This is a genomic window from Paraburkholderia sp. ZP32-5 (assembly GCF_021390495.1).
Lineage (GTDB): Bacteria > Pseudomonadota > Gammaproteobacteria > Burkholderiales > Burkholderiaceae > Paraburkholderia.
Genome location: NZ_JAJEJP010000001.1, coordinates 520,277 through 537,589 on the forward strand (window position 1 = coordinate 520,277; position 17,313 = coordinate 537,589).

At 64.8% G+C, this 17,313-nt stretch carries 14 protein-coding genes; 5 read left to right on the forward strand and 9 right to left on the reverse strand.

Annotation, left to right across the window (positions count from 1 at the left end; all coding sequences use genetic code 11):
• Positions 1–86 precede the first annotated feature (86 nt).
• Positions 87–1,985, forward strand: a complete 1,899-nt coding sequence (locus L0U82_RS02280; RefSeq protein WP_233828213.1) for an ABCB family ABC transporter ATP-binding protein/permease — start codon at positions 87–89, stop codon at positions 1,983–1,985.
• Between the two features lie 56 nt (positions 1,986–2,041).
• Here the strand turns inward: L0U82_RS02280 and murU are convergent, their stop codons facing one another.
• Entirely contained in the window at positions 2,042–2,755 is a 714-nt protein-coding gene (gene murU, locus L0U82_RS02285) for an N-acetylmuramate alpha-1-phosphate uridylyltransferase MurU (RefSeq protein ID WP_233828214.1), read from the reverse strand.
• Between the two features lie 3 nt (positions 2,756–2,758).
• The gene (locus L0U82_RS02290; protein ID WP_233828215.1) at positions 2,759–3,826 is read right to left on the reverse strand and encodes an aminoglycoside phosphotransferase family protein; all 1,068 of its coding nucleotides are present in this window, start codon (positions 3,824–3,826) and stop codon (positions 2,759–2,761) included.
• A gap of 224 nt (positions 3,827–4,050) precedes the next feature.
• Here L0U82_RS02290 and L0U82_RS02295 point away from each other — a divergent pair, with 224 nt between their 5' ends.
• From L0U82_RS02295 to rsmA, 4 genes are all read left to right on the forward strand, one after another.
• The gene (locus L0U82_RS02295) at positions 4,051–6,423 is read left to right on the forward strand and encodes an LPS-assembly protein LptD (protein ID WP_233828216.1); all 2,373 of its coding nucleotides are present in this window, start codon (positions 4,051–4,053) and stop codon (positions 6,421–6,423) included.
• Between the two features lie 65 nt (positions 6,424–6,488).
• Entirely contained in the window at positions 6,489–7,856 is a 1,368-nt protein-coding gene (locus tag L0U82_RS02300; protein WP_233828217.1) for a peptidylprolyl isomerase, read from the forward strand.
• Between the two features lie 10 nt (positions 7,857–7,866).
• Entirely contained in the window at positions 7,867–8,877 is a 1,011-nt protein-coding gene (gene pdxA, locus L0U82_RS02305) for a 4-hydroxythreonine-4-phosphate dehydrogenase PdxA (RefSeq protein WP_233828218.1), read from the forward strand.
• A 141-nt stretch (positions 8,878–9,018) separates the two neighbouring features.
• Positions 9,019–9,861: a 16S rRNA (adenine(1518)-N(6)/adenine(1519)-N(6))-dimethyltransferase RsmA gene (gene rsmA / locus L0U82_RS02310; protein WP_233828219.1), complete on the forward strand. Its 843-nt coding sequence runs from the start codon at positions 9,019–9,021 to the stop codon at positions 9,859–9,861.
• A 36-nt stretch (positions 9,862–9,897) separates the two neighbouring features.
• Here rsmA and L0U82_RS02315 read toward each other — a convergent pair whose 3' ends face one another.
• The 7 genes from L0U82_RS02315 to glyQ form a co-directional block, all read right to left on the reverse strand.
• Positions 9,898–10,851, reverse strand: coding sequence for a DMT family transporter (locus L0U82_RS02315; RefSeq protein WP_233828221.1), 954 nt, complete (start codon positions 10,849–10,851; stop codon positions 9,898–9,900).
• A gap of 462 nt (positions 10,852–11,313) precedes the next feature.
• On the reverse strand, positions 11,314–11,709 hold the full coding sequence (gene gloA, locus L0U82_RS02320; protein WP_233828223.1) for a lactoylglutathione lyase: 396 nt from the start codon (positions 11,707–11,709) through the stop codon (positions 11,314–11,316).
• A 92-nt stretch (positions 11,710–11,801) separates the two neighbouring features.
• Positions 11,802–12,716, reverse strand: coding sequence for a M48 family metallopeptidase (locus tag L0U82_RS02325; protein WP_233828225.1), 915 nt, complete (start codon positions 12,714–12,716; stop codon positions 11,802–11,804).
• Positions 12,717–12,756: 40 nt separating this feature from the next.
• Positions 12,757–13,515 (reverse strand): lysophospholipid acyltransferase family protein, encoded by a 759-nt coding sequence (locus tag L0U82_RS02330; RefSeq protein WP_233828227.1) that lies wholly within the window; start codon positions 13,513–13,515, stop codon positions 12,757–12,759.
• Positions 13,516–13,567: 52 nt separating this feature from the next.
• A complete protein-coding gene (gene gmhB / locus L0U82_RS02335; RefSeq protein ID WP_233828229.1) occupies positions 13,568–14,122 on the reverse strand; it encodes a D-glycero-beta-D-manno-heptose 1,7-bisphosphate 7-phosphatase in 555 nt (184 codons plus the stop codon).
• A 10-nt stretch (positions 14,123–14,132) separates the two neighbouring features.
• Positions 14,133–16,232, reverse strand: a complete 2,100-nt coding sequence (gene glyS / locus L0U82_RS02340) for a glycine--tRNA ligase subunit beta (protein WP_233828231.1) — start codon at positions 16,230–16,232, stop codon at positions 14,133–14,135.
• Between the two features lie 15 nt (positions 16,233–16,247).
• Positions 16,248–17,255 carry a glycine--tRNA ligase subunit alpha gene (gene glyQ / locus L0U82_RS02345; RefSeq protein WP_233828233.1) on the reverse strand — a complete coding sequence of 336 codons (1,008 nt, stop codon included), beginning with the start codon at positions 17,253–17,255 and terminating at the stop codon, positions 16,248–16,250.
• Positions 17,256–17,313 lie beyond the last annotated feature (58 nt).

Consider the following 17,313-nt stretch of genomic DNA (forward strand, 5'->3'; position numbering starts at 1 on the left):
GCCGGCCGGCTCGCGCGGGTCGTCAAGCGGGACGAGTGCCCCGCGCCGCTGCGAACTCCGGCAATTTCATCCTCGCCCCACGATCCATGCGCCGCGCTCTGCCTTCCGAACCTTCGCCGATTTCCACCCAGCCCCGCAACGACTGGCAGACGATCCTGTCGCTGCTGCCGTATCTCGCCACCTATAAATGGCGGGTCGGCTTCGCGCTCAGTTGCCTGATCGGTGCGAAAGTCGCCAACCTCGGCGTGCCGATCGTGATGAAGCGCATCGTCGACAGCCTCGCGTCGGTCCAGCATCTGACTGCGCTCGGCCGCGCGCACGACGCGCCCGGCATCGTGCTGCTCGGCGGCATCGGTTTGCTGGTGGTCGCGTATGCGGTGGTGCGGCTGTCGACGTCGTTCTTCACCGAACTGCGCGAGATCCTGTTTTCGAAAGTGACCGAAAGCGCGGTGCGCCAGCTCGCGCTGAAGGTGTTTCGGCATCTGCACGGACTGTCGCTGCGTTTTCATCTGGAGCGGCAGACGGGCGGCATGTCGCGCGATATCGAACGCGGCACGCGCGGCATCACGCAACTGATTTCGTATTCGCTGTACAGCATCCTGCCGACGCTGGTCGAAGTCGGTCTCGTGCTCGGCTTTTTCGTCGTCAAATACGAGGCCTATTACGCGATCGTCACGTTCATCGCGCTCGCCGCGTACATCGTGTTTACGGTGAAGGTGACCGAGTGGCGCACGCATTTTCGCCGCACGATGAACGAGCTGGATTCAAAAGCCAATTCGCGCGCGATCGATTCGCTGCTGAACTACGAGACCGTCAAATACTTCGGCAACGAGGAATGGGAAGCGAGCCGCTACGACGAAAACCTGAAGCGCTATCGCGCGGCGGCGATCAAATCGCAGCGCTCGCTGTCGGCGCTGAATTTCGGGCAGCAGGCGATCATCGGCACCGGGCTCGTGTTCATCCTGTGGCGCGCGACCCAGGGCGTGATGGCCGGGCGCCTGACGCTTGGCGATCTGGTGCTGATCAACACGTTCATGCTGCAGCTTTATATTCCGCTGAATTTTCTCGGTGTCGTGTATCGCGAGCTGAAGCAGAGCCTGACCGATATGGACCGGATGTTCTCGCTGCTCGGCGCGCCGCAGGAAGTGCCCGATGCGCCGGATGCGCCGGCCTTGCGGGTGAGCGGCGCGCAGGTGCGTTTCGATAACGTGAGCTTCGCATACGAACCCGCGCGGCAGATCCTGCACGACGTCAGCTTCACGATCGCCGCCGGCACGACGACCGCGGTGGTCGGCCATAGCGGCTCGGGCAAATCCACGCTCGCGCGGCTGCTATTCCGTTTCTACGATCTGGACCGCGCGACGGGCGGCGCGATCGTGATCGATGGGCAGGACATTCGCGACGTCACGCAGGATTCACTGCGCGCATCGATCGGCATCGTGCCGCAGGACACGGTGCTGTTCAACGACTCGATCTATTACAACATCGCGTACGGCCGGCCGTCGGCGACGCGCGATGACGTGATCGCGGCCGCGCGCGCCGCGCACATCCACGAATTCATCGAAAGCTTGCCGAAGGGATATGACACGCCGGTCGGCGAGCGCGGGCTGAAGTTGTCGGGCGGCGAAAAGCAGCGCGTCGCGATTGCGCGGACGATTCTGAAGAATCCGCCGATCCTGCTGTTCGACGAAGCAACGTCCGCGCTCGATTCGCGTTCGGAACGCGCGATCCAGCACGAACTCGACCAGATCGCCCGCGAACGCACGACGCTGATCATCGCGCACCGGCTGTCGACGGTCGTGCACGCGCAGCAGATCATCGTGATGGACAAGGGACGTATCGTCGAGCGCGGCACGCACGCGGAGTTGCTGCGCGCGAACGGGTTGTTCGCGCAGATGTGGGCGTTGCAGCAGCGCGCGGCGCAGACGCCGGAGGTGGTGGAGGCGGCGAGCGGTGAAGCTGGGGTGGAGGCTGGCGCGCGGTAATTGGTGGCCTGCCCAATCACGGCAGGCGACTTCACCCGCTCGCAGCGCGCTTGCTGTCAACGCGCCCGCAGCAGCCGGTCCAACGCTTCCAATTGCGCCTGCGTACCGACGTTCTCCCACAAACCTTCATACAGTTCGCCGCTCGCGAGACCGCGCGCGATCGTCTCGTGGTAATACGGCGTCAGCGCGCGCCGCGAGCCGCGCGGCAGATCGCGGAACATCCGCGTGTCGTACAGCCCGAAGCTGCCGAACGTGAGGCGCGGCGACGTATCGAGCGACAGCACGCCATCGGCGAGACCGAAGTCGCCATCCGGATGAAACGCCGGGTTCGGCACCATCACCAGATGCATGCCGGGCTCCGGCAACGCCTTCAATTGACCGGCGCGCGCATGCAGCGCCGCGTAATCGAAATCGGTATAGACGTCGCCGGCGACCGCGATGAACACGTCATCTTCGCCGTCGGCGGTCAACAAAGGCAGCGCCTGCGCGATGCCGCCCGCGGTTTCCAGTGCCTCGTGCTCGGGCGAGTAGCGCAGTTCCACCTGCCAGCGCGCGCCGTCGCCGAGCGCGGCTTCGATCTGCGCGCCGAGCCATGCATGATTGATCACGATGCTGCAGATGCCGGCCCGCGCGAGCCGTTCGATCTGCCACACGATCAACGGCTTGCCGCCTACTTCGAGCAGGGGCTTCGGGCACGCGTCGGTCAGCGGACGCATGCGCTCGCCGCGGCCCGCGGCGAAAATCATCGCTTTGTTTACGGACATCGTCATCGGTCAGAAGGTGTAGCCGACTTCTTGAGCGCGCCCTTCGAGGTCGTCGAGCAGCTTCGCGAACCCGCGCAACGGCGCGTAACGTTCCGTCACCTTGCGCGCGTAGCCGATGAAGCGCGGCAGGTCGTTCATGTAATGCGCCTTGCCGTCGCGGTAGTTGATCCGGCAGAACAGGCCCAGCACCTTGATGTGGCGCTGCAGACCCATCCATTCGAGCTGACGGTAGAACTCGCCGAAATCGGCATCCACCGGCAGGCCGGCTTTTTTCGCGCGCTCCCAGTAGTACGCGAAGCAGTCGAGCTCGAACTCCTCGTCCCAGCTCAGAAACGCGTCGCGCAGCAGCGACACGACGTCGTACGTGATCGGTCCGTACACCGCGTCCTGGAAGTCGAGCACGCCGGGATTGGGTTCGGCGATCATCAGGTTGCGCGGCATGAAATCGCGCAGCATGAAGCTTTGCGGCTGCGCCCGCGCGCTCGCGATCAGCAGCGCGAACGTGCGATCGAGCAGTTCACGCGTCGCGGTGTCGACCTCGCGGCCCAGATGCCGGCCGATGAACCACTCGGGCATCAATTCCATCTCGCGGCGCAGGAACGCTTCGTCGAACGGCGGCAGAACGTCTTCGCGCGAACTCAGTTGCCAGCGGATCAGCGCGTCGAGCGCGTCGCGCATCAATGTGCGGGCGCGGCGCGAGTCGCCGGCCGCTTGCGCGTCGGTCAGCGCGCCGAGGTACGACGCGGTGCCGAGATCGGTGACGAGCATGAAGCCGGCATCGAAGTCGACTTCGAGCACGCGCGGCACGTGCACGCCGGCCTGCGCCAGCAGCTGCGCGATCTGCGCGAATTCGCGGCATTTTTCGGGCGGCGGCGCGTCGACGGCGATCAGCGTGGCCGCGCCGCCGGCTTGCGGCGCATTGCCGGCGAGCCGGAAATAGCGGCGGAAACTCGCATCGGATGAAGCGGCGACGAGGGTGTCGGGCTCGAGCGCATGGCGCGCCGCGTGGCCTTGCAGCCAGGCTTTGAGCAGGGAGAAACGGGTGTCGGTGAGGTCTTGGGTGGCGGGCAGCGTCATGAAAACCGGCGGCAGATTCAGAGGGGCAACGTCTTGCCATATAATACCCCACGACTTTTTTGACGCGACTCACACGCCAGCTTTCGCGTGTTCCGTTCTACCGCCCGCCTTATCATTCGGCAACTGGTCAATCCTGGTGTACAGCCGACTGTCACGGTCGCGGTGTGCAGGCGGTGGATCGTGACGACGGAAGCTCGCGCACGGGCCGATTCGCCAAACGATACATGCCGCCTAGACAGCTTTCCGATACCACTCCCTCCTGTGCAGTAGTGCCGCGCAAAAGGCGGCTCGTTGCGGCGCTCGTCGCCGTTCCGGGCCTGATGCCCGCGCTTGCGCACGCCCAGCTGGCCGGGGAAGCTGCACAGCCACAACCGATCGACGCGCCGTGGGGCATGCGGCTTGCCCCGCAGCTCGAAGACCATCCGTTGCAAAGCGGACAGCGGCCCGCCACCTTCGTGCTCGGCGACCACGCGAGCGGCACGATCGATCAGGACCTCGCGGTCAAGGGCTCGGGCGAATTGCGCCACAACACGGCCGTGATCAAGGCCGACGCGCTGCACTACGATCAGGACACGGACATGGCCGATGCATACGGCAATGTCCACGTCAACAACACCGGCAATACCTTCATCGGTCCCGAAGCGCATCTGCGCGTCGATTCGACCGAAGGGTTCATGACTGCGCCGAAGTATCACTTCAATCTGACGGGCGGCTCGGGCAGCGCGCAGCGCGTCGACCTGCTCGACGCCGAGCGCTCGGTGTTCACGAAAGGGACTTACACCGCGTGTTCGTGCACGGACAACCCGGCGTGGTACATCAAGGGCAGCGAGTTCGATTTCGACACCGGCGCGGACGAAGGCGTCGCGTACAACAGCGTGCTGTTCTTCCAGGGCGTGCCGGTATTCGCATCGCCATGGCTGTCGTTCCCGCTGTCGGGCGACCGCCGCAGCGGTCTGTTGCCGCCCACGTTCTCGCTGAGTTCGTCGAACGGCTTCGAACTGTCGGTACCGTATTACTTCAACATCGCGCCGAACCGCGATCTGACGGTCACCCCGCGTCTGATCTCGAAGCGCGGTGTGCAGCTGCAAAGCACGTTCCGCTATCTGTCGCCGACGTATTCCGGCTCGATCACCGGTGAATTCCTGCCCGACGATCACCTGACGCATACGAACCGCTACGCGCTGTATATCCAGCACAACCAGAACTTCGGCGACGGGTTCGGCGGTTACATCTACTACAACAAGGTTTCGGACAACACGTATCCGGAAGACCTGTCGTCGTCGGTCAACCAGTTCATGAACGGCACCCAGCTCCTGTACCAGCAGGAAGCCGGGTTGACCTACAACAACGGACCGTGGTCCGTGCTCGCGCGCGAGCAGCACTGGCAGACGCTGCAGCCGTCGGTCGCGCCATATGGCCGCGAGCCGCAGTTGAACGTGAAGTACGCGAAGTACAACGTCGGCGGCTTCGACTTCGGCGCCGAGGCCGACTACACGAACTTCCGCATCACCACCGCGGACGTGACCGAAGGCCAGCGGGTCCTGTTCAATCCGTACCTGTCGTACTCGGTGGTGGGGCCGGGCTACTTCGTTACGCCGAAGGTGCAATGGCACTTCGCGTCGTACAACCTGAACAACATCGGCACCGATCTGTCGGGCGTATCCAACCCGCAGAAGAATTTCACCGAGTCGATCCCGACCTTCACGTTCGATACCGGGCTGACCTTCGAGCGCTCGGTGCGCATTTTCGGCGAAGACTATATCCAGACGCTGGAACCGCGTCTGTACTACGTGTACACGCCGTACCGCAACCAGAACAACGCGCCGCTGTTCGACACCGCCGATTCCGACTTCGGGCTCGCGGAAATCTTCACGCCGAACACCTTCGTCGGCAACGACCGGATCGCCGACGCGAACCGCCTGACCGCCGGCATCACGACGCGCTTCATCAACCCGGCGACGGGCGACGAACGCGCGCGCTTCGTGATCGCGCAGCAGTACTATTTCCAGGACCAGCGCGTCACGCTGGAGCCCACTCAAACGAGCACGCAGGCCACCCATTCGGACCTGATCGTGGGCGCGTCCGTCAAGCTGGGCGCCGGTTTCGCTTCCGAAACTGCGTTCCAATATAATGCCGACAACAACCAGCTCGTGAAGACGAGCGTCGGCTTCGGCTTCAGTCCGGCAACCGGCAAGGTGCTCAACGTCGGGTACCGCTACACGCGCGCGAACACCACGCTGGACAACCAGCCGATCAATCAGGTCGTGATCTCGGGCCAATGGCCGTTGTCGCACCGGGTGTTCGGGGTCGGTCGCTTCAATTACGATCTCGGCGGCCACCGGATCGTCGACGGTCTGGTCGGCCTGCAATACGACGCGGACTGCTGGACGCTCGGCGCCGGCATCCAGCGCTATGCGAACGGCCTGAATACGTCGGGACAGAATCAGTCGAGCACGCGGTTTCTGGCGCAGTTGACGTTCAAGGGCCTGTCGAGCGTCGACAACGGACTGATCACCGCGTTCCGCACCAGCGTGGCCGGCTACACGCCGTTGCCGCCGCCGCCGCCGCCGGAGTCGCGGTTCACCAACTACGAATGACGTTCGCCCGGTCATTCATGGCATGCGAAAAGACGGGCGAAGCGCCCGACATCATTGGAGTATCTGTGGCAATCATGAAAAAGCTTCGCTTCGCAACGCTTGCGGCGAGTCTCGCCGCCGCGGCGTCCTTCCTTCCGGTTGCGTCGGTCCAGGCGCAGGCATTGAGCAGCAGTAGCGGCCAGACGGTCGACACGATCGCCGCGGTGGTCAACAACGGTGTCATTACGCAGCGTGAGCTCGACGAGCGCGCCAGCCTGATCTCGCACCGGCTGACCCAGCAGAACGCGCCGGTCCCGCCGATGGACCAGTTGCGCCAGCAGGTGCTCACGCAGATGGTGCTCGAGCGCATCCAGTTGCAGAAGGCGAAGGAAGACGGCATCACGATCGACGACGCGGCCGTGCAGCGCACGCTCGAGCGTCTTGCCCAGGCGAACAACATGACGCTCGATATGTACCGCGCGCGCATCGAGGCAGCGGGCGTGCCCTGGGCGACCTTCACGAGCGACGCGCGTACCGAGCTGACGCTGTCGCGTCTGCGCGAAAAGGAAGTGGACAGCAAGGTCACGGTGACGGACGCCGAAGTCGTGAACTACATCGCCAGCCAGCGCGGCCCGAACGCCGGCCAGACCAACGATCTGCACATCGAGCACATTCTGCTGAAGGCGCCGCTGAACGCGCCGGAAACCGATATCGAAGCCGCGCAGAAGCAGGCTGACGCGCTGCTGGCCGAGGCGAAGGGCGGCGCGAATTTCGAAAAGCTTGCGAAGGCGAATTCGCAGGCGCCGGATGCGGCGAAGAATGGCGGCGACCTCGGCTTCCTGCCGCCGTCGAAGCTGCCGCCCGAGTTCGTCACGGCCGCGGCGACGCTGCGCCCGGGCGAGGTCGCCCCGCAACTGGTCCGCACCAACGACGGCTTCGAGATCGTGCGTCTGGTCGAGCGCCGTGCCGGTCAGGGCACCAGCGCGGACGCGCCGAAGCTCGTGCAGACGCACGTGCGCCACATTCTGCTGCGCGTCGGCGACGGCCTGTCCGAGCCCGAGGCACGTCAGAAGCTGCTCGACATCCGGAACCAGATCGCCGCGGGCGGCGACTTCGCGAAGTTCGCGCGCACCTATTCGCAGGACGGTTCGGCGTCGCAGGGCGGCGATCTCGGCTGGATCAGCCCGGGCGAAACGGTGCCGGAATTCGAACGCGCGATGAACTCGCTGCAGGACGGCCAGATCAGCGAGCCGGTGCGCAGCGAATACGGCTACCACCTGATTCAGGTGCTCGGCCGCCGCGACGCGGAAGGCTCGGTTGCGCAGCAGATGGATCTCGCGCGTCAGGCGATCGGCCAGCGCAAGGCGGAACAGGCTTACGCGGACTGGCTGCGCGAGTTGCGCGATACCGCGTACGTCGACGTGAAGCAGTCGGCCTCGCCGAGCGTGCAGTAAGGTTCATGTCATGACTAGCGCCGCCCAGTCCGCAAGCCAGCCGCTGCAGATCGCGATCACGACCGGCGAGCCCGCCGGCGTCGGTCCCGAACTGACCGCGCAGGCGCTGGCTGGCGCGGCCGCGCACTGGCCAGGCGCGCAGTTCATCGTGCTCGGCGACGCGCAACTGCTCGCCGAACGCGCGCACGCGGTGAGCGTCGATTGGGCCGCGCTGATCGCCGACGGCAAGCGCGTGCGGGTCGAGCATCACGCGCTCGGCGCGCCGTCGCAGGCAGGCAAGCTTGATGCCGCGAATGGCCGCTATGTGCTCGATCTGCTCGATGCCGCGATCGACGGCGCGGTGGCCGGCCGGTTCGACGCGATCGTCACCGCGCCGCTGCAAAAAAGCACGATCAACGATGCCGGCGTGCCGTTCACCGGCCACACCGAATATCTGGCCGAGCGCACCGATACGCCGCGCGTCGTGATGATGCTCGCGGGCACCGGCAAGCGGCCGCTGCGCGTCGCGCTCGCCACCACGCATCTGCCGTTGAAAGACGTGTCGGCGGCGTTGTCGATCGAAAGTCTGGTCGAGACGCTGCGCATCATCGATCAGGACTTGCGCCAGCATTTCGGTTTGCCCGCACCGCGCATTCTGGTGACCGGCCTGAACCCGCACGCGGGCGAAAACGGCTATCTGGGCCGCGAGGAAATCGACGTGATCACGCCGGCATTGCAGCGGGCGAACGGCGCGGGCATCGACGCGCGCGGTCCGTACCCGGCCGACACGCTGTTCCAGCCGCGCTATCTCGAAGAGGCGGACTGCGTGCTCGCGATGTTCCACGACCAGGGCCTGCCGGTACTCAAGTACGCGACCTTTGGCGAAGGCATCAACGTGACGCTCGGCTTGCCGATCATCCGTACATCCGTCGACCATGGCACCGCGCTCGATCTGGCCGGCACCGGCCGCGCCGACTCGGGCAGCCTGATGGCCGCGATCGATACGGCGGTGTCGATGGCGGGGCACCGTCGCGGAGGCTGAGCGCCGTCGCGATTGTTGCGACGGTCGTTGCATCGGCGGTCTGCGCGCGTGTCGCGTGCTTTGTGTTTCGTGCCTTTGCATGGCGTCGTCGTGCGGCGTGTAGGTCTTTTCTCAAGCAGTTTTCTTTCTAGCGTTTCTCCGATGTCCACCAGCAGACAGCAAGGCCGTCATCAAGGCCATCTCGCGCGCAAGCGTTTCGGTCAGAACTTTCTGGTCGACATGGGCGTGATCGATTCGATCGTCGACGTGATCCGGCCGCAGCGCGGCGAGCGCATGGTCGAAATCGGGCCGGGGCTCGGCGCGCTGACCGAACCGCTGATCGAACGGCTTGCGACACCCGACGCGCCGCTTCATGCGGTCGAACTGGACCGCGATCTGATCGGCCGTCTGAAGACGAAGTTCGGCGATCTGCTCGAACTGCACGCGGGCGACGCGCTCGAGTTCGACTTCGGTTCGCTCGCCGCGCCGGGCGAGAAGGCGTCGCTGCGCATCGTCGGCAATTTGCCGTACAACATTTCGAGCCCGCTGCTGTTTCATCTGGCGACGTTCGCGGAGCGCGTGATCGATCAGCACTTCATGCTGCAGAACGAGGTGGTCGAGCGGATGGTCGCGGAGCCCGGCACGAAGGCGTTCAGCCGGCTGTCGGTGATGCTGCAGTATCGCTATGTGATCGACAAGCAGCTCGACGTGCCGCCCGAGGCATTCCAGCCGCCGCCGAAGGTCGATTCGGCGATCGTGCGGATGATCCCGTACGAACGGCACGAAATGCCGGTGGTCGACGAAACCGTGCTTGGCGAAGTGGTGACCGCGGCGTTCTCGCAGCGTCGCAAGATGTTGCGCAACACGCTTGCCGCGTTGCGCGACAGCGTGGATTTCGACGCGCTCGGCTTCGACCTGCAGCGCCGCGCGGAAGACGTGCCGGTCGCCGAATACGTGAGTGTTGCGCAGGCGGTGTCGGCGCGTTCCGCCGGAACCGCGGAATAAGCCCGGCGCGGCGACAAGCCGCGCTCGTTAAACCCGTTAAACCGCGCGCCGCCTGGCCGGCGCATTGACGAGCGCGATGCCGACCAGCACCAGCAGCGCGGCGGCAAGGAAGCGCGCGCTGAACGATTCGCCGAGCAGCAGCACGCCGAAGGTCACGCCAAACAGCGGCGTCAAAAACGAAAACACCGACAGACGCGACGCGATATAGCGCGTGAGCAGCCAGAACCACAACAGATAGCTGACGAACGCGACGATCACTGCCTGATACGCGAGGCTCGCGAGCGCGAGCGGCGTCACCGTTTCCACATGGACCTGGCCGAGTCCGAGCGCCAGCGCGAGCAATACCACCGCCGATACCGCCAACTGATAGAACAGCGTCTTGCTCGCGCTCGTATGCGCGAGCCGCGTACCGCGCACGACCACGGTGGTCGCCGCCCACGCGATACCAGCAAGGACGCCGAGCGCGTCGCCGGCGGCGCCCGCGAGCGTCGAACCATGAGCGGGTGTACTCGCGGCTGCGCCCGTGGGCAGGAAGCCGTCCGCGAACGCGAGCGCCATCCCCGCGAACGCCACGATAATGCCGAGCCACTGGATGCGGCGCATCTTTTCGCCATCGACGAACCAGTGCAGGCCGAGCGCGGTGAAGCACGGCGCCGTGTACAGGAACACCGCCATGCGCGACGCGCTCGTCAGCGTCAGACCCAGAAAGATGCAGATGAACTCGGCGGCGAACAGCACGCCCGCGAGCAGGCCCGCGCCGAGCGTGCCGTCGTCGCGAAAGAGCGGCGTGCCGCGCGAGCGCGCCCACGCCCACACGAGTACCGATGCAATCGCCGAGCGCAGCCCCGCCTGAAAGACCGGCGGCACCGCCGCGTTGGTGCTCTTGATCGCGACCTGCTGAAGTCCCCAGATCGCGCACAGGCCGACCATCAACAGAATCGCGAAGCTATCCGGGGCGCGGCGCGCGGGCAGGGCGGTGGTGGTGCTCATGGGTGTGTGAGGGCGAGATAGCGACGTGAAGAGGGCGCGGTGAGCCGGTGGGTCGGATGCGCGGCAAAGGCCATACGATAGCAAACCTGTTGGCTTGAGCCGAAGCGGGGTCTTCCATGTGTAGCTGTAGCTATGCGTGACCGTGGGTCATTGCCCATGGCCCATTGCAGGCGCTTCTGCGGTTTGACGCGTTGCGCTGCTCGCCGATGACAGCCGGCCTCGATGATATGACCGCTACCGGTGTCGGTGTCGATTGCTCGCGCGTTTGAATTATTGCCCGGCTTGTTGCGGGCGCAGCCGAGCGTGAGTCGTCGGCGTTTTGATACTGCAGGTGGGAAGCAGAAGGCGAGTCCGCCGGGCAAATAAATTCACCCGGCGTCAGTTCCTTGGGTGCAATGTGAGGACGGCTCTATTTTCAGCGTTCTATCTAGCGCCGAACTCCGAACCCCAACCGCCAACCCATCAGTCGACTCGGCCCTTCTTCTGGATCAGCTCGATCTTGTAGCCGTCCGGATCCGCGACGAAGGCGATCACGGTAGTGCCGTGCTTCATCGGCCCTGCTTCGCGAGTCACGACACCACCGCGTTTCTTCACTTCTTCACACGCCGCATAGGCATCGTCGACCTCGAGCGCGATGTGGCCGTAGCCGGTGCCGAGATCGTATTTGCTGGTGTCCCAGTTGTGAGTCAGTTCGATCGCCGCGCCTTCCGATTCGTCCTCGTAACCGACGAAGGCGAGCGTGAACTTGCCGTCCGGGTAATCGCTCTTTCGGAGCAGGCGCATGCCGAGAACTTCGGTATAGAAACGGATCGATGCGTCGAGATCACCGACTCGAAGCATGGTATGCAAGATGCGCATGATTAATCCTTGGGGTGGTTTGTCGATAAAGGCATTGACGTGCGGCAATTGTAGATGATTGCCTCATGCCTTGAATGCGAGGCCGCGCGGCCTCAAAGCGTCGGCAGCAATTCCGGCGGATGTGACTTCAGCGTCTGCCGCGCTTCGCGAAATTCCGGGAAAATCGATTCGACGGTCTGCCAGAAGCGCGGACTGTGATTCATCTCGCGCAGGTGCGCAAGCTCGTGCGCGACCACGTAATCGATGATCGACAGCGGAAAATGAATCAGCCGCCAGTTCAGGCGAATCTTGCCGTCGCTCGAGCAACTGCCCCAGCGTGTCGCCGCGGAAGACAGCGCATACGCGCGATAGTCGACGCCGAGCTTCTGCGCGTAAATTGCGAGGCGCTCGCCGAACAGCCGCTTCGCTTCGCCTTGCAGCCAGCCCTGCACGCGGTCCTTGATCTGTTGCGGATCGGCTTGCTGCGGCAGCGGCAACTGCAGCGCGCCGTGCTCGGCGCTGAACGCGAGCGTGCCTTGCGGTGCGCCGAGCGTCACGCGTACCGGCTGACCGAGATAGGGCACCTCGGCGCCATCTTTCCAGTCGATCTTCGGCAACGCGCGCTGCTCGACGCGTGTTTGCCATTCGATCAGCTTCGTGAAAATCCAGCGCTGTTTTTCGGTGATCGCGGTTTCGATGTCGGCGAGCGTGACCCAGCGTGGTGCGGTGATCGTGAGCCCGGTGCTGTCGATGGCAAAACCGATCGAACGGCGCGACGAACGCTTGAGCACGTAGTGCAGCGTGCGCGAACCGATCGCCAGCGTGCGCAGCTTGCTGCCGTCCGGCGCGAGCGGCACGGCAGGCTGAAACGCCAGCGATGCATCCGCTGAGCCCGAGGCGCCCGGCAACGATCCAGGCGCGGAAGGTGAAGGAGACGACGACATCGACCCCGGCTCGGCGAAGAGCGGGAGATCGAGTTGCCGGTTTTCGAGCGCCGCGGCGGGCTGCGGCGTAGGAGACTTCTGCATCGGCTTCGCTTCGCGCAATACGCCGCGTGGGCGTGGCGCGTCAGATGGGAGCGGCGGCGGAACCGTCTGCCGCCGCGCGGTAAGCAGTGGGATCGATACGGCGCATTTCAGCTTCGATCCACTGTTCGACGCGCGTGTTCACTTCGTCGGGCGTGAGCCCCGTCGTGTCGATCGGCTTGCCAATCGACACCGTGACTATACCCGGATATTTCGTAAACGAGTTGCGCGGCCATACGCGCCCCGCGTTGTGCGCGATCGGCACGACCGGCGCGCCGGTTGCTATCGCGAAACGCGCGCCGCCGGTCTTGTACTTGCCTTGCTTGCCGGTCGGCGTGCGCGTGCCTTCCGGAAACATGATCACCCATGCGCCTTCGGCCATGCGTGCCTTGCCCTGGTTGATCACCGACTCGAACGCGTACTTGCCTTCCTTGCGGTTGATGTGAACCATCTTCAGCATGCCGAGCGCCCAGCCGAAAAACGGCACGTACAGCAGTTCGCGTTTGAACACGTAGCACAGCGGATGTGGCATGAGGGCCGGGAACGCAAGCGTTTCCCATGCCGACTGGTGCTTCGACAGCAACACGGCCGGGCCTTGGGGCAGGTTCTCGAAGCCTTCGATCCGGTAACGGATACCGTTCAGATAGCGCACCGTCCACAGCGTGAGGCGGCACCAGCCGGCCGCCATCCAGTAGCGCTTTTCCGCGCGCATGAACGGAAACGCGATGAAGCACGCGGTCGCGTACGGCACCGTGACCAGCACGAAATAGAACAGCAGCAGCAGGGAGCGGAGAAAGCGCATCGGCGTGGTCGGTGAGGGGTGGGGACGCGCGGCGCGCGCGTCAGGCCGGGTGTTACTCCTGGACCTCGGCGAGGAAGTCGAGCGCGAACGCGCGCAGGTCGTCATGCACGATCGTGCCTTCGGGCAGGCCGCCGGCTTCGAGTGTTTTGCGGCCTTTGCCGCTCAACACCAGATGCAGCGGATGACCGAGCACCTCGCCCGCCTGCAGATCGCGCAGCGAGTCGCCGACGACCGGCGTATGCGCCGGATCGATCTCGAAGCGCTCGGCGATCATCTTCAGCATGCCGGGCTTCGGCTTGCGGCATTCGCAGTGATCTTCCGCGGTGTGCGGGCAGAAGAACACCGCGTCGATGCGCGCGCCGACGGCTGCGGCGGCCCGATGCATCTTCAGATGCATCGCGTTCAACGCGTCCATGTCGAACAGGCCACGGCCGATGCCCGACTGGTTGGTCGCGATCGCGACGCGATAGCCCGCCTGATTCAGACGCGCGATCGCCTCCAGCGAGCCGGGCAGCGCGACCCATTCGTCCGGCGACTTGATGAACGCGTCGGAATCGACGTTGATCACGCCGTCGCGGTCGAGGATCACGAGTTTCTTCATCGCCATGACGCGGGGCTCACGCAGCGAGTCGGGAAATGTCGGCGACGCAGTTCATCTGCTGATGCAGCGCGCCGAGCAAGGCCAGACGGTTGGCGCGCAGCGCCGGATCTTCGGCGTTGACCATCACGTCGTTGAAGAACGTGTCGACCGGCTCGCGCAGCGCGGCGAGCGCGGTGAGCGCGCCGGTGTAGTCGCGCGCGGCCAGTTGCGACTGCACGCGCGGGCTCACCTGTTCGAGCTGCGCGTTGAGCGCCTTTTCGGCCGCCTCGGTGAGCAGCGCCGGCTGCACGCCGCCGTTCGTCGCACCGTCCGATTTCTTCAGGATGTTCGAGATGCGCTTGTTGGCCGCCGCGAGCGATGCCGCCTCGGCGAGCGACGCGAATTCGCGCACCGCATCCAGACGCGCGACGATGTCATCGAGCCGCGTCGGATTCAGCGCCAGCACCGCGTCGATTTCGCCGGCTGCATAGCCACGTTCGCGCAGCAGACCGCGCAGACGGTCCATGCTGAATTCGTAGATCGCGTCGGTCGAATCGGCGACGTTCGGCACGCCGGCGAATTGCGCGTACGCCGCGCGCAGCAGTTCGACGAAGTCGACCGGCAACTGCTTCTCGACCAGAATGCGCAGCACGCCGAGCGCATGACGGCGCAGTGCGAACGGGTCTTTCTCGCCGGTCGGCTGCAGGCCGATGCCCCAGATACCGACCAGTGTTTCGAGCTTGTCGGCGAGCGCGACGACGGTGCCGGTTGCGGTGGCGGGCAACGCATCGCCCGAGAAACGCGGCTGATAGTGTTCCGAGCACGCGAGCGCAACTTCTTCCGGCTCGCCGTCGTGGCGCGCGTAGTACGTGCCCATCGTGCCTTGCAGCTCGGGGAATTCGCCGACCATGTCGGTGATCAGGTCGGCCTTCGCGAGACGCGCGGCGCGCTTCGCGAGCGCGATGTCCGCGCCCGTCAGCGCGGCGATCGCGCCGGCCAGTCCTTCCAGACGTTCGGCGCGTTGCAGGGCCGAGCCGAGCTTGTTGTGATAAACGACGTTCGCCAGTTGCGGCACCCGCTCGGCGAGCGGCTTCTTCTTGTCCTGCGTGAAGAAGAACTTCGCGTCGGCCAGACGCGGACGCACCACACGCTCATTGCCTTCGATGATTTCGCCCGGCGTTTGCGTCTCGATGTTCGACACGATCAGGAAGCGCGAGCGCAGCTTGCCGTTCGCATCGGTCAGCGCGAAGTACTTCTGGTTTGTCTGCATCGTCAGGATCAGGCATTCCTGCGGCACCTGCAGGAATTCGTCCTCGAAACGGCACGCGTAGACGACCGGCCATTCGACCAGCGACGTCACTTCGTCGAGCAGCGCCTCGGGCATCACCACTTTGTCTTCACCGGCTTGCGCGAGCAGTTGCGAGCGGATCGCTTCCTTGCGCTCGGTGAAGCTTGCGATCACGCGACCGCGATGATTCAGGGTTTCAGCGTACGAGTGCGCATGCTGGATCTGCACGAAGCCTTCGGACAGGAAGCGATGGCCGAGCGTGGTGTCGTCGGCATCGATGCCGAGCACGCTGACCGGCACGACCTGCTCGCCGTGCAGCGCGATCAATCGATGCGCGGGACGCACGAACTGCACGCTCGAGCCATCCGGGCGCTGATAGGTCATCGGCTTCGGAATCGGCAGCTTCGCGAGGGTTTCGCTGAGCGCTTCCTGCAGGCCATCGGCGAGCGTCGCGCCCGGTGCCGCGTAGCGCAGGAAGAATGCTTCGGCCTTGCCGTCCTGCGCGCGTTCGAGATCGTTGACAGAGAAGTCGGGGAAGCCGAGCGCGGCGAGTTTCTTCGCGAGCGGCGCGGTGGGCTGACCGTCTTTATCGAGCGCGACGGATACCGGCAGCACCTTTTCGCGCACATGTTTTTCAGGTGCGACCGGGCGCACGTTGTGGATCGCGACCGCGAGACGGCGCGGCGTCGCATAGCGTTCGAACGACGGTTCGCCGTCGATCAGGTCGCGCGCCGCGAGGCGCTGCGCAATGCCTTCGGCGAAAGCGTCGCCGAGACGCGCGAGTGCCTTCGGCGGCAGTTCTTCGGTCAGCAGCTCGACGAGCAGGGTAGCGTGTTGAGATTGAGTCATGGGGGGATGTTCTCGTCAGTCCTGGTCGATCTTGCGTTCGACTTTCAGCGGCGGCGCCCATGCGGGCATCGCGGCTTCCTGCGCGTCGGTGGTGAGGCCGGGCACGCCGTGCACCGGATTGCCGAGCATCGGGAAGCCGAGCTTTTCGCGCGACTCGTAGTAAGCCTGCGCGACCAGACGCGACAGCGCGCGAATCCGGCCGATGTATGCCGCGCGTTCCGTGACCGAAATCGCGCCGCGCGCGTCGAGCAGGTTGAACGTGTGGCCGGCTTTCAGCACCAGCTCATACGCGGGCAGCGCGAGCTGCGTGTCGATCATGCGCTTCGCTTCCGCTTCGTAGCTGTTGAAGAACGTGAACAGCAGATCGACGTTCGCGTGTTCGAAGTTGTAGGTGGACTGTTCGACTTCGTTCTGGTGATACACATCGCCGTAGGTCAGGCGACGGACTTCCGGGCCATTCGGGCCTTGTTCTTCCCACTCGGTCCACACGAGGTCGTAGACGTTCTCGACCTTCTGCAGATACATCGCGAGGCGTTCGAGACCGTACGTGATTTCGCCCAGCACCGGTTTGCAGTCGATGCCGCCGACCTGCTGGAAGTACGTGAACTGGGTCACTTCCATGCCGTTCAGCCACACTTCCCAGCCGAGGCCCCACGCGCCGAGCGTCGGGTTTTCCCAATCGTCTTCGACGAAGCGCACGTCGTTCTGCTGCAGATCGAAGCCGAGCGCTTCGAGCGAGCCGAGGTACAGATCGAGGATGTTTTCCGGCGCCGGCTTCAGCACGACCTGGTACTGGTAGTAATGCTGCAGACGATTCGGGTTCTCGCCGTAGCGGCCGTCTTTCGGGCGGCGCGACGGTTGCACATAGGCGGCGCGCCACGGCTCGGGGCCGATCGCGCGCAGGAACGTGTGGACGTGGGAAGTGCCCGCGCCGACTTCCATGTCGATCGGCTGGAGCAATGCGCAGCCCTGCTTGTCCCAGTAGGACTGCAAGGTCAGGATGATTTGCTGAAACGTGAGCATGAAGTGCCTTTCGGGCATGGGGGCCGTGCCGCGTGCGCCGGAGCGCGCGAGGCTGCCG